This window comes from Geodermatophilus chilensis (genome assembly GCF_002802985.1).
In the GTDB taxonomy this organism is placed as follows: domain Bacteria; phylum Actinomycetota; class Actinomycetes; order Mycobacteriales; family Geodermatophilaceae; genus Geodermatophilus; species Geodermatophilus chilensis.
Genome location: NZ_NVPT01000015.1, coordinates 13,109 through 25,959 on the forward strand (window position 1 = coordinate 13,109; position 12,851 = coordinate 25,959).

Genomic DNA, 12,851 nt, shown 5'->3' on the forward strand with positions numbered 1-12,851 from the left:
CCGTCGTCACGGAGTGCGCCCGGGCAGTGACGGCGTTGCCCGTATCGACACCCCGACATCTCCACCGCGGGCCCGGCGAGACCGGCCGGCCCGGCTGACCGACAGGGATCACATTGGACCGTCTCGTCGTCCGCGGCGCCCGCGAGCACAACCTCAAGGACGTCCACCTCGACCTGCCCCGCGACGCGCTGATCGTCTTCACGGGGCTGTCCGGCTCGGGGAAGTCCAGCCTCGCCTTCGACACGATCTTCGCCGAGGGCCAGCGCCGCTACGTCGAGTCGCTGTCGGCCTACGCCCGCCAGTTCCTGGGCCAGATGGACAAGCCCGACGTCGACTTCATCGAGGGCCTCTCGCCGGCCGTCTCCATCGACCAGAAGTCGACCAACCGCAACCCGCGGTCGACCGTCGGCACAATCACCGAGGTCTACGACTACCTCCGGCTGCTCTACGCCCGCGCCGGGCAGCCGCACTGCCCGAACTGCGGCAAGCCGATCTCGCGGCAGACCCCGCAGCAGATCGTCGACCAGGTGCTGGCCATGGAGGAGGGCACCCGGTTCCAGGTGCTCGCCCCCGTCGTCCGGGCCCGCAAGGGCGAGTACGTCGACCTGTTCAGCTCGCTGCAGACCCAGGGCTTCTCCCGCGTCCGCGTCGACGGCGTGGTCCACCAGCTGACCGACCCGCCGAAGCTCAAGAAGCAGGAGAAGCACACGATCGAGGTGATCGTCGACCGGCTCACCGTCAAGGAGAGCGCCAAGCGGCGGCTCACCGACTCGGTGGAGACCGCACTGGGCCTGGCCGGCGGCCTCGTCGTCCTGGACTTCGTCGACCTCCCCGAGGACGACCCGTACCGCGAGCGCACCTTCTCCGAGCACCTCGCCTGCGTGGACGACGGCCTGTCCTTCGAGGCGCTCGAGCCCCGCTCGTTCTCCTTCAACTCGCCGTTCGGCGCCTGCCCCGAGTGCACCGGCATCGGCACCCGCAAGGAGGTCGACCCCGACCTCGTCGTGCCCGACCCCGAGAAGAGCTTGGCCCAGGGCGCGATCGCCCCGTGGGCCACCTCGATGAGCAACGAGTACTTCACCCGGCTGCTCACCGGCCTCTCCCAGCAGCTCGGCTTCTCCATGGACGACCCGTGGGAGCGGCTGCCGGCCAAGGTCCAGAAGGCCGTGCTGCACGGCTCGCCGGACCAGGTGCACGTCCGCTACAAGAACCGCTACGGCCGCGAGCGCAGCTACTACGCCGCGTTCGAGGGCGTGCTGCCCTTCCTCGAGCGGCGGCACGAGGACACCGACAGCGAGTACATGCGGGACAAGTACGAGGGCTACATGCGCGACGTGCCCTGTCCCGTCTGCCACGGCACCCGGCTCAAGCCCGAGATCCTCGCGGTGAAGCTCAACGGCCGCTCCATCGCCGAGGTCACCGGCCTGTCCATCGGCGACGCCGCCGAGTGGCTGAACAGCCTGGAGCTCGGCGAGCGTGAGCGGGCCATCGCCGACCGCGTGCTCCGGGAGATCCAGGCCCGGCTGTCCTTCCTCGTCGACGTCGGGCTGGACTACCTGTCGTTGGACCGGCCGGCCGCCACCCTGGCCGGCGGCGAGGCGCAGCGGATCCGGCTGGCCACCCAGATCGGCTCCGGGCTGGTCGGCGTCCTCTACGTGCTCGACGAGCCCTCCATCGGGCTGCACCAGCGCGACAACACCCGCCTGATCGAGACGCTCGTGCGGCTGCGCGACATGGGCAACACGCTCATCGTCGTCGAGCACGACGAGGACACCATCAAGACCGCCGACTGGGTGGTCGACATCGGCCCGGGCGCCGGTGAGCACGGCGGCGAGGTCGTCGTCAGCGGCACCGTCGAGGAGCTGATGGCCAGCGAGCGGTCGCTGACGGGTGCGTACCTGTCCGGCCGCAAGGAGATCGCCGTCCCGCAGGTGCGCCGCCAGCCCACACCCGGCCGCGAGCTGGTGGTCAAGGGCGCCCGCGAGCACAACCTCAAGAGCGTCGACGTCACCTTCCCGCTCGGGATGCTCGTCGCGGTCACCGGCGTCTCCGGCTCGGGCAAGTCGAGCCTGGTCAACGACATCCTCTACACGGTCCTGGCCAACGAGCTGAACCGGGCGCGGATGGTGCCCGGCCGGCACCGCACCATCACCGGCCTCGACCAGCTCGACAAGGTCGTGCACGTCGACCAGTCGCCGATCGGCCGCACCCCGCGGTCCAACCCGGCGACCTACACCGGCGTCTGGGACCACGTGCGCAAGCTGTTCGCCAGCACGTCGGAGGCGAAGATCCGCGGCTACCAGCCCGGCCGCTTCTCCTTCAACGTCAAGGGCGGCCGCTGCGAGGCCTGCTCCGGCGACGGCACGCTGAAGATCGAGATGAACTTCCTGCCGGACGTCTACGTGCCCTGCGAGGTGTGCAAGGGCGCCCGGTTCAACCGGGAGACCCTCGAGGTGCACTACAAGGGCAAGACGGTCGCCGAGGTCCTCGACATGCCGATCGAGGAGGCGGCCGACTTCTTCGCCGCCATCCCGGCGATCTCTCGGTACCTGCGCACCCTCACCGAGGTCGGGCTGGGGTACGTGCGGCTGGGCCAGCCGGCGACCACCCTCTCCGGCGGTGAAGCGCAGCGGGTGAAGCTGGCCAGCGAGCTGCAGAAGCGCTCCAACGGCCGCAGCATCTACGTGCTCGACGAGCCCACCACCGGGCTGCACTTCGAGGACATCCGCAAGCTGCTGATCGTGCTGCAGGGCCTGGTCGACAAGGGCAACTCGGTCATCGTCATCGAGCACAACCTCGACGTGATCAAGAGCGCCGACTGGCTGATCGACATGGGTCCCGAGGGCGGTTTCCGCGGCGGCACGGTCGTCGCCGAGGGGCCGCCGGAGTTCCTCGCCACGGTTCCGGAGAGCCACACCGGCCGGTACCTGGTCCGGCTGCTCGACCCCGACGCGGTGGCCGCGGCGGCGGCGCCGAAGAAGCAGGCCCGCCGCAAGGCCAGTTGAGCGGGGGTCGGGCACCGAGGCGAGGATGGCCGGGTGGCCGATCCCGCGCGCACGCACGACCTCGTCGTCTACGGCGCCACCGGCTTCGTCGGCCGGCTGCTCGCCGCATACCTCGCCGACGCCGCCCCGGCCGGCCTCCGCATCGCGCTGGCCGGCCGGTCGCTGAGCCGGCTCGAGCAGGTGCGCGGGGAGCTCCCCGCAGCCGCCCGCGGCTGGCCACTGGTCGAGGCGGACTCCACCGACGAGGCCTCCCTCGCGGCGCTGGCCGCCTCGACCCGGGTGCTGGCCACCACGGTCGGCCCGTACGTCCGCCACGGCCTGCCGGTGGTCGAGGCCTGCGCCCGGGCCGGCACGCACTACGCCGACCTCACCGGCGAGGTGCTGTTCGTCCGCCGGGCCATCGACCGCACCGACGCGGTCGCCCGCGACACCGGCGCCCGCATCGTGCACGCCTGCGGCTACGACTCCATCCCCTCCGACCTGTCGGCCCTCCTGCTCGCCGAGCGGGCGCGGGCCGACGGCGCCGGCGGCCTGCGCGAGGTCCAGCTGGTCGCCACCGCACGCGGCGGCTTCAGCGGCGGCACCGTCGACTCGATCCGCGCCCAGTTCGAGGAGCTGGGCCGTGACGCGGCGGCCCGCCGGCTGGCCGGCGACCCGTTCGCGCTCAGCCCGGACCGCGCCGCCGAGCCCGACACCCGCCAGCCGCGGGACGCCGGTCCGCCGTCGCGCACCCCGGACGGCCGGTGGACGGCGCCCTTCGTCATGGCCCCGTTCAACACCCGCGTCGTCCGGCGCAGCAACGCCCTGCAGGACTGGGCGTACGGCCGCGGGCTGCGCTACGGCGAGGTGATGGGCTGCGGCCGGGGGATCCCCGGCGCGGCGACGGCCACCGCCGTCACAACCGCGCTGGCCGGCTTCGCCGCCGCGATGAGCCTGCCGCCCACCCGCGCCCTGCTGGACCGGGTGCTGCCCGAGCCGGGCACCGGCCCCGGCGAGCAGGCCCGGGCGCGGGGCTGGTTCCGCATGGACGTCGACGCGACCACCGCGAGCGGGCGCCGCTACCGCGCCACCGTCGCCGGCCAGGGCGACCCCGGCTACGCCGCCACCGCCGTCATGCTGGGGGAGACCGCCCTCGGGCTCGCCCTGGACGGCGACCGGCTGCCGGCCCGGGCCGGGTCGCTCACCCCCGCCACCGCGCTCGGCTCCGTGCTGGTCGAGCGCCTGCGGACCGCCGGGCACACCTACGAGGTCGTGGAGACCTGAACGGGGGACACCGGCGCACTTGAGCGCAGAGCGACCGGGCCCTACCCTCCGTGTGACGGACGTCACGCCGCTGTCCTCGGCGTGGCGGTTTCCCAATCGAGGAGGCGCCGGTGACCGCGCTCACGCCCGACTGTGACCCGGACCTGTCGAACTGCGGCTCGCCGACGTCCCCACCCGGGGGCGGCGTGCGGTCCACGGTCGTCCTGCTCGCCCTGGTGACCGTCGCGGTGCTCGCCGTCACCGGGTCGGCGGTCCCGGGCGCGGTCGCCTTCCTCGCCGGTGGCGTGGGCGTGCTGTCGACCCTCGTGCTGGCCCGGCGGGCGGTGCGGCTCGCGGGCCGGGTCGGTGCCGCCCTCGCGGCGCACGGGCCGTGGGCCGTGCACCGCTCCCGCCCGGTCGGCTGACGGCCGGGGGCGGACCCCGGCCCTGCGCGGTCGGGCGCGTACGGGCAGGCTGACCGGCGACGACGCCGTCCGAGGAGGCCCGCCCGATGACCAGCCCCGCCCCCGTCACCTGGACCGAGGCGCCCGACGGCGTCCGGCTGGCCGAGCGCCGCTGGACGCCCGACGGCGCGGTGCGCGGGACCGTCCAGCTCGTGCACGGGCTCTCCGAGCACGCCGGGCGCTACGAGCGGCTGGCCCGTGCGCTCACCGCCGAGGGCTTCGCCGTCGCGGCACTCGACCAGCGCGGGCACGGGCTCAGCGCGGAGTCCACCGGCCCCGGCGGCTTCGGCCCGGGCGCCACGAGCGACGCCGTCCTCGACGACGTCCGCGACCTCGGGCAGCGGCTCGCCGCCGAGCACCCCGGCGTCCCGCACGTGCTGCTCGGCCACTCGTTGGGCTCCGCGGTCGCGCTGGCCTCCGCCGAGCGGGACGGCGCGCACCTGGCCGGCCTGGTGCTGTCCGGTCCGATCGGCGTCGCGCCGAACCTGGCCGCGGCCGTGCCGCAGCTGGAGGCGGCCGTCGCCGGCGGCATGGGCGACCAGCCCATGGACGCCCTCGGCGCCTTCAACGCGCCCTTCGAGCCCGCGCGCACGCCGTTCGACTGGCTGAGCCGCGACGCCGCCGAGGTCGACGCCTACGTGGCCGACCCACTGTGCGGCGACGACTTCCCCCCGACGTACCGCTACGGCGCGGGCATGTTCGCCCTCGTCACCCGTGCGGCGACCCCCGAGGGCGTGGCCGGGCTGCCCGACGGGCTGCCCGTGCTGCTGCTGGCCGGGCAGCGCGACCCGGTCGGCGGGACCGACGCCGCCCAGGTCGCCGCGCTGGCCGACCTGCTGCGCGGCCGTGGCCTGCCGGTGGAGCTGAGGGTGTACCCCGACGCCCGGCACGAGGTCTTCAACGAGACCAACCGCGACGAGGTGACCGGCGACCTGCTCGCCTGGCTGAGCGCCCGGCTCGGCACCTGACGCCCGGTCACCGCCTCTCGGGCGCGGGAGGCGTCCGACCCGGCGAACCACACCGGTGTCATCTGGACGGCGAACCGTCGTCCGGCCCACCTAACCTGGGGTACATGCCCGACCCGTCCACGTACCGACCCGCGGTCGGCAGCATCCCGGAGTCGCCCGGCGTCTACAAGTTCCGCGACCCCAACGGCCGGGTCGTCTACGTGGGCAAGGCCAAGAGCCTCCGGCAGCGGCTGAACAGCTACTTCGCCGACGTGGCCGGCCTGCACCCGCGCACCCGGCAGATGGTGACGACGGCGGCCTCCGTCGAGTGGACCGTCGTGGGCACCGAGGTCGAGGCCCTCCAGCTCGAGTACAACTGGATCAAGGAGTTCGACCCGCGGTTCAACGTCCGCTACCGCGACGACAAGAGCTACCCGAGCCTCGCCGTGACGCTGAACGAGGAGTACCCGCGGCTGCAGGTGATGCGCGGCCCGAAGAAGAAGGGCGTCCGCTACTTCGGCCCGTACGCGCACGCCTGGGCGATCCGCGAGACGCTCGACACCCTCACCCGGGTCTTCCCGGCCCGCACCTGCTCCAACGGCGTCTTCAAGCGCGCCGGGCAGATCGGCCGGCCCTGCCTGCTCGGCTACATCGGCAAGTGCGCCGCGCCCTGCGTCGGCCGGGTCTCCGCCGAGGAGCACCGGGAGATCGTCGACGGCTTCTGCGACTTCATGGCCGGCCGCACCGACCAGATGGTCCGCCGCCTCGAGCGCGAGATGACCGAGGCCGCCGAGGCGATGGAGTACGAGAAGGCCGCCCGGCTGCGCGACGACCTCGGCGCGCTCAAGCGGGCGATGGAGAAGCAGGCCGTCGTCCTGGGCGACGGCACCGACGCCGACGTCGTCGCCTTCGCGCAGGACGAGCTGGAGGCCTCGGTGCAGGTCTTCCACGTCCGCGGCGGGCGGGTCCGCGGCCAGCGCGGCTGGATCGTCGACAAGGTCGAGGAGGTCACCACCGGCGAGCTGGTCGAGCAGTTCCTGCTGCAGGTCTACGGCGGCGTCGACGAGGCGACCGGCGTCGGCGAGGCGGGGGAGGCGGTGCCCAAGGAGGTGCTCGTCCCCGAGCTGCCCGACGACGCCGACGTCTACGAGGAGCTGCTCAGCGAGCTGCGCGGCAGCCGGGTCAGCCTGCGGGTGCCCCAGCGCGGCGACAAACGGGCCCTGCTGGAGACGGTGGAGCGCAACGCCAAGGAGGCCTTCGCCCGGCACCGGGTGAAGCGCTCCAGTGACCTGACGGCGCGGTCCCTCGCCCTGAGCGAGCTGCAGGAGGCGCTCGAGCTGCCCGATGCGCCGCTGCGGATCGAGTGCATCGACGTCTCGCACGTCCAGCAGACCAACGTCGTGGCGTCGATGGTGGTGTTCGAGGACGGGCTGGCCAAGAAGTCGGACTACCGCCGGTTCTCCGTCCAGCAGGGCACCGACGACACCGCCGCGATGGCCGAGGTCGTCCGCCGCCGGTTCGCCCGCCACCTCAAGGAGGAGGCCGACCGCCGCGACGAGCAGGGTGTGGCCGCCGAGGAGGGCCGGCCCCGCCGCTTCGCGTACCCGCCCAACCTGCTCGTGGTCGACGGCGGCGCGCCGCAGGTCGCCGCGGCCGCCCGGTCGCTGGACGAGCTCGGCGTCGTCGACGTCGCCGTCTGCGGGTTGGCGAAGCGGATGGAGGAGGTGTGGCTGCCGAACGAACCGGACCCGGTCGTCCTGCCGCGCACCTCCGAGGCGCTGTACCTGCTGCAGCGGGTCCGTGACGAAGCCCACCGGTTCGCGATCACCTACCACCGGCAGAAGCGGTCCACCAGCATGCTGGTCTCCCTGTTGGACGACGTCCCCGGGCTCGGGGAGACGCGGCGGAAGGCGCTGATGAAGCAGTTCGGATCCCTCAAGCGGCTGCGGGCCGCCACCGTCGAGGAGCTGATGGCCGTCCCCGGCATCGGCCGGCGGACGGCGGAGGCGGTGCTCGCCGCGGTGGCGGAGCCGACGGAGCAGCAGCCGGCGGACGACGCCGCGCCCGCCGAGGAGACCGTCGAGACGACGACCGCCCCGGCCGGCCCGGCCGAGCGCGGCACCCCCCGCAGCGGCTCCGGCGCCACCGCCGAGGTCGGACTGGTGGCCTCGTGAGCGGAGCACCCCACGCGAGCGCACGGGGGGGCATCGTGAGCGAGCGGGCCCAGGACACCGCCCCGCAGGACGCCGAGCAGGACACCGTCCACCGAGGGACCGCCCACCTCGAGGTGCCCCCTGGCACCCCGGGCCACCCGCACAGCGACGTCCCGCCCCCGCTGGACCCGTCCTCGACCGAGACCGCGCCGCTGGACGTCGTCGTCGTCACCGGGCTCTCGGGCGCCGGCAAGAACAGCGCCGGGCGGGTGCTGGAGGACCTCGGCTGGTTCGTCGTCGACAACCTGCCGCCGGCGCTGCTGCTGCCGATGGTCGAGCTCGGCGCCCGCGGTGACGTCCGCCGGTTCGCCGCGGTCGTCGACGTGCGCAGCCGGGCCTTCTCCAGCGACCTGCAGGAGGCCATCCGGGTGCTGGCCGAGGCCGGCCACCGCCCGCGCGTGGTGTACGTGCACGCCCGCGACGAGGTGCTGGTGCGCCGGTACGAGTCCAACCGGCGCGAGCACCCGCTGCAGGGCAGCGGCACGCTCATCGACGGCATCACCGCCGAGCGGGCGCTGCTGACCGGGATCGCCGGCGAGGCCGACCTGTGGGTCGACACCAGCGACCTCAACATCCACCAGCTGCGGGCCACGCTGGAGAACGCCTTCGCCCGCGAGGGCCAGGCGCCGCCGCTGACCGCGACGGTGCTCAGCTTCGGCTTCAAGTACGGGCTGCCGCTGGACGCCGACCTCGTCGTCGACGCACGCTTCCTGCCCAACCCGCACTGGCTGCCCGACCTGCGGCCGCACACCGGCCAGGACCCGGACGTGCGCGACTACGTCCTCGGCCAGGACGCCGCCCAGCCCTTCCTCGACCGCTACACCGACGTGCTGCGGCTGCTCATCCCCGGCTACCGGCGCGAGGGCAAGCGGTACCTGACCCTCGCCGTGGGCTGCACCGGCGGCAAGCACCGCAGCGTCGCCATCGCCGAGGAGTTCGCCCGCCGGCTGCGCGCCGACGGCGTCGACACCGCCGTCCAGCACCGCGACCTGGGCCGCGAGTAGTGGGCGCCGCGCACGCCGTCCCGCCCGCCGCCGCGGACGGGACCGTGGCCCGGCCGCCGCGGGTGGTCGCCTTCGGCGGGGGACACGGCCTGGCCGCCGCGCTCGCCGCCTGGCGGCGGATCACGCCGGACCTCACCGCGGTCGTCACGGTCGCCGACGACGGGGGTTCCTCGGGGCGGATCCGCCGGGAGATGCCCGTGCTGCCGCCCGGTGACCTGCGGATGGCGCTGACCGCGCTGGCCGGCGAGGACGTCGAGACCCGGCAGATGGCCGCGCTGCTGCAGCACCGCTTCGGCGGCAGCGGGGTGCTCGCCGGCCACCCGGTCGGCAACCTGGTGCTCACCGGGCTCACCGAGCTGCACGGCGGGGACACCGTCCGGGCACTCGACGACCTGTGCCGGCTGCTCGGCGCCTGCGGGCGGGTGCTGCCGATGGCCGACGTCCCGCTGGACCTGGTCGCGACGGTCGAGAGCACCGACCCGGACGACCCCCGGCGCACCCGCACCATCCGCGGGCAGGTGGCGATCGCCTCGACGCCGGGCCGGGTGCGCGACATCCTGGTGGCCCCGGACGACCCGCCCGTGAACGCCGCCGTCCTCGACGCGATCGCCACGGCCGACGTCGTCTCGCTCGGCCCGGGCTCCTGGTACACCTCCGTGCTGCCGCACCTGCTGGTGCCGCGGCTGCGGGCCGCGCTCGCCGCCAGCAGCGCCCGGGTGGTCGTCGTCCTCAACCTCGAGCCGCAGCCGGGGGAGACCGACGGCTTCTCCCCGGAGGAGCACCTCACCGTCCTGCAGGGCCATCTGGGCGGAGTGGCATTGCACACGGTGATCGCCGATGTGGAATCGGTCGTTGACCGCTGTGGTCTCCTTTCTGCGGTACGTGAGTGCGGTGCCGAGCTCGTGCTGGCCCCGGTCGCCGAGGACGGCGGCGTGCCGCGGCACGACCCGGTGCGCCTGGCCGGAGCACTCCGGGAGGCGCTCGGGACGCGGCAGGGCATGGAAAAACACGAGCGGGTACCGCAACCTCTCGTACCGGACCCGGTACGAGGGGGAGACGAAGGGAACGCCGCACATGGGGCTGGTTGAGCCCGGGGGAACGTGGGGGTGGACGGCATGGCGATGACGGCCATGGTCAAGGACGAGCTGTCGCGGGTGGAGTGCACGAAGACCTCCGAGCGCAAGGCCGAGGTCACCGCGCTGCTGCGCTTCAGCGGCGGGCTGCACATCGTCGGTGGCCGGGTGGTCATCGAGGCAGAGCTGGACACCGGGTCGGTGGCCCGCCGCCTGCGTCGCGACATCAGCGAGGTCTACGGCTACACGAGCGGGGTGAGCGTGCTGGCCGGCGGCAACATCCGCCGCGGGGTGCGCTACCTGGTGCGCATCGCCAAGCACGGCGAGGGCCTGGCCCGGCAGACCGGGCTGGTCGACCAGCGCGGCCGTCCGGTCCGCGGGCTGCCGCCGTCGGTGGTCAGCGGCGGGATCAACGACGCCGAGGCCGCCTGGCGCGGGGCCTTCCTCGCGCACGGCTCGCTGACCGAGCCGGGCCGCTCGTCCTCGCTCGAGGTCACCTGCCCCGGTCCCGAGGCCGCGATGGCGCTCGTGGGCGCCGCCCGCCGGCTGGGCATCGCCGCCAAGGCCCGTGAGGTCCGCGGCGCCGACCGGGTCATCGTGCGGGACGGCGACGCGATCAGCGCGCTGCTGACCCGGATGGGCGCCCACGACGCGGTGCTGGCCTGGGAGGAGCGGCGGATGCGCCGCGAGGTCCGGGCGACCGCCAACCGGCTGGCCAACTTCGACGACGCCAACCTGCGCCGCTCGGCCCGCGCCGCGGTCGCCGCCAGTGCCCGGGTGGAGCGGGCGCTGGAGATCCTCGACGGCGACGCTCCCGAGCACCTGCTCATCGCCGGGCGGCTGCGCCTCGAGTACGGCCAGGCGTCGCTGGAGGAGCTCGGCCAGCGCGCCGACCCGCAGATGACCAAGGACGCCGTCGCCGGCCGGATCCGCCGGCTGCTGGCCATGGCCAACAAGCGGGCCAAGGACCTCGGCATCCCGGACACCGAGTCCGTGGTCACCGAGGACATGCTGACGCAGTAGCGGTCCGCGACGCCTGTACGACGCGGGAGGCCCCGACCGCGGGGCCTCCCGCGTCGTCACCCCGAGGGGTGGCCGACCTCCAGTCCGGTCCCGACGGCGCCGATGCCCACGCCAGTGGCGTGCAGCAGAGTCGCGCCGGTCGGATCGGAGCCGGGATGGGCCCGCAGGTCTCCGCGCTCGTGTTCGCGTGCGCGGCACTGGTCGCCACGTGCACCGGCCTGCTCGCCTGGCGATGGCGGGACCGCACGCCGGCCGCGACGGCGCTGGCCGCCACGATGGCCGGGGTGGCCACGTGGTCGGCCGCCGACGTGACCGTCCTCCTCGTGGACTCCACCGTCGTCCGCCGCCTGTACGCCCCCGTGCTGCTGGCCGCCATCAGCCTGGTGGTGGTCGGGACCTACGCGGTCGCCCGCACCGTGTCCGACCCCGGGTGGCGGGCGCCGCGCAGCAGCCGCGCCCTGCTGGCCCTCGTGCCGGCCCTCCTGGTCCTCGCGGCGGTCCTCCCGGCCACGCGGGGCCTGGTGATGTCGGACCTGCCGCCCGGTCCGGTGGGGGACGAGGCGCAGGTGACCCTCGGGCCGCTGTTCCTCGTCCACAGCGCCTGGTCCTACGTCCTCGTCGGGATCGCCTACGGCCACCTGGCCCGCCGCTGGCTGCGTGGCGCGGGCGTCTTCCGCCGCCAGGCCGGGGTGCTGCTCTGCTCCGCCGCCTTCTCGACCCTCGGCAGCGTCCTGTCCGTCATCGCCCAGCTCGACGGGTCGGGTACCGACGTCACCCCGCTGTTCTTCGTGGTGACCGGTCTCGTCGACTGCTGGGCGATCTTCCGGGTGGGCCTGCTGCGCGTCGTCCCGGTCGCCCGGGAGCAGGTCGTCGACACCGTTCCCGACGCCGTCCTGGTCGTCGACCCCGCCGGTCTGCTCATCGACGTCAATCCCGCGGCTGCCCGGATGCTGCGCCGGCTGCGGCCGGAGCTGTCCGAGGACCCGGTCGGCCGGCCGCTCGTCGAGGTCGCCGGTGCCGTGGCGGTCGACGTCCTCGGGGGGACCGAACGCCGGGACGGTCACCGGGTCGCCGAGGTCGTCCCCCGGCCTGTGGCTCGACGTCCGCGACGAGGTGGTCGGTGACGCCCGCGGGCGCGTCCTGGGCCGGATCCTCGTCGTCCGGGACGTGAGCGAGCAGCAGGAGCGGCAGGCCGCCGTGGAGCGGCTCAACCGGCAGCTGGCCGAGCAGGTCGAGGTCATCGAGCGGCTGCGGGCCGAGCTCGCCGAGGAGGCCGTGCGCGACCCGCTGACCGGGCTGCACAACCGCCGGCACCTCGACCGCGTGCTCGTCGCCGACCTGGCCCGCCGTCCGCGCACCGGGCAGCTGTCGCTGCTGGTGCTCGACGTCGACCACTTCAAGAGCGTCAACGACCGCTTCGGCCACGCCGCCGGCGACACCGTGCTCACCTCGGTGGCCGCGACCTTGTCCGCCGCGGTGCGCACGGGCGACACCGCCGCGCGGCTCGGCGGCGAGGAGTTCGTGCTGGTGCTGCCCGGCGCCGGGCGGGACCAGGCGGTCGAGCGCGCCGAGCAGGTCCGCCGGCAGGTCGCCGCCGTCCGGCACGTGCTGGACGGCGACGACGTCGGCATCACGGTGAGCATCGGCGTCGCGGTCTGTCCCGCGGACGGCAGCGACCCGGCCGCGCTGCTCCGGGCCGCCGACCAGGCCCTCTACACCGCCAAGGCCACCGGACGGGACCGGGTCGTGGCCGCGGCACCCGGCGACCCCGACCGCGTCCCCGCCGCCGTCCCCACCCTCGGCGGCGCGGTCGTCCCGGTGCTGGTGCCCGGTCGCTGAGCCTGGACCGGACCACCCAGGCCGTGGCCGATAGGGTCGTC

At 74.5% G+C, this 12,851-nt stretch carries 10 protein-coding genes; all 10 read left to right on the top strand.

Going from position 1 to position 12,851, the window contains the following annotated elements; translation table 11 throughout:
• Positions 1 to 113 precede the first annotated feature (113 nt).
• The 10 genes from uvrA to CNO22_RS04165 all read left to right on the top strand — a co-directional run bounded on the left by uvrA (position 114) and on the right by CNO22_RS04165 (position 12,810).
• Positions 114 to 3,005, top strand: a complete 2,892-nt coding sequence (gene uvrA / locus CNO22_RS04120; protein ID WP_100498087.1) for an excinuclease ABC subunit UvrA — start codon at positions 114 to 116, stop codon at positions 3,003 to 3,005.
• Between the two features lie 33 nt (positions 3,006 to 3,038).
• Positions 3,039 to 4,268, top strand: a complete 1,230-nt coding sequence (locus tag CNO22_RS04125) for a saccharopine dehydrogenase family protein (protein WP_100498088.1) — start codon at positions 3,039 to 3,041, stop codon at positions 4,266 to 4,268.
• A 110-nt stretch (positions 4,269 to 4,378) separates the two neighbouring features.
• Complete coding sequence (locus CNO22_RS04130) at positions 4,379 to 4,672, top strand: hypothetical protein (protein ID WP_100498089.1); 294 nt, start codon at positions 4,379 to 4,381, stop codon at positions 4,670 to 4,672.
• Positions 4,673 to 4,758: 86 nt separating this feature from the next.
• Positions 4,759 to 5,679, top strand: a complete 921-nt coding sequence (locus tag CNO22_RS04135) for an alpha/beta fold hydrolase (RefSeq protein ID WP_100498090.1) — start codon at positions 4,759 to 4,761, stop codon at positions 5,677 to 5,679.
• Positions 5,680 to 5,783: 104 nt separating this feature from the next.
• Positions 5,784 to 7,832 (top strand): excinuclease ABC subunit UvrC, encoded by a 2,049-nt coding sequence (uvrC, locus tag CNO22_RS04140; protein WP_100498091.1) that lies wholly within the window; start codon positions 5,784 to 5,786, stop codon positions 7,830 to 7,832.
• Positions 7,833 to 7,867: 35 nt separating this feature from the next.
• The gene (gene rapZ / locus CNO22_RS04145) at positions 7,868 to 8,875 is read left to right on the top strand and encodes an RNase adapter RapZ (RefSeq protein WP_100498092.1); all 1,008 of its coding nucleotides are present in this window, start codon (positions 7,868 to 7,870) and stop codon (positions 8,873 to 8,875) included.
• Positions 8,875 to 9,963: a gluconeogenesis factor YvcK family protein gene (locus CNO22_RS04150; RefSeq protein WP_100498093.1), complete on the top strand. Its 1,089-nt coding sequence runs from the start codon at positions 8,875 to 8,877 to the stop codon at positions 9,961 to 9,963. Before rapZ ends, CNO22_RS04150 begins: the two co-directional genes overlap by 1 nt.
• A 27-nt stretch (positions 9,964 to 9,990) precedes the next feature.
• On the top strand, positions 9,991 to 10,971 hold the full coding sequence (gene whiA, locus CNO22_RS04155; protein ID WP_100498115.1) for a DNA-binding protein WhiA: 981 nt from the start codon (positions 9,991 to 9,993) through the stop codon (positions 10,969 to 10,971).
• A 155-nt stretch (positions 10,972 to 11,126) separates the two neighbouring features.
• Positions 11,127 to 12,095, top strand: a complete 969-nt coding sequence (locus CNO22_RS04160; protein ID WP_157936791.1) for a histidine kinase N-terminal 7TM domain-containing protein — start codon at positions 11,127 to 11,129, stop codon at positions 12,093 to 12,095.
• A 43-nt stretch (positions 12,096 to 12,138) separates the two neighbouring features.
• On the top strand, positions 12,139 to 12,810 hold the full coding sequence (locus CNO22_RS04165; protein WP_157936792.1) for a GGDEF domain-containing protein: 672 nt from the start codon (positions 12,139 to 12,141) through the stop codon (positions 12,808 to 12,810).
• Positions 12,811 to 12,851 lie beyond the last annotated feature (41 nt).

What these genes read in the sequence shown, in the direction of transcription:
- CNO22_RS04135 (WP_100498090.1), top strand. Translation starts at nt 4,759, where the DNA reads ATGACCAGCCCCGCCCCCGTCACCTGGACCGAGGCGCCCGACGGCGTC.
- uvrC (WP_100498091.1), top strand. Translation starts at nt 5,784, where the DNA reads ATGCCCGACCCGTCCACGTACCGACCCGCGGTCGGCAGCATCCCGGAG.
- whiA (WP_100498115.1), top strand. Translation starts at nt 9,991, where the DNA reads ATGGCGATGACGGCCATGGTCAAGGACGAGCTGTCGCGGGTGGAGTGC.
- CNO22_RS04160 (WP_157936791.1), top strand. Translation starts at nt 11,127, where the DNA reads ATGGGCCCGCAGGTCTCCGCGCTCGTGTTCGCGTGCGCGGCACTGGTC.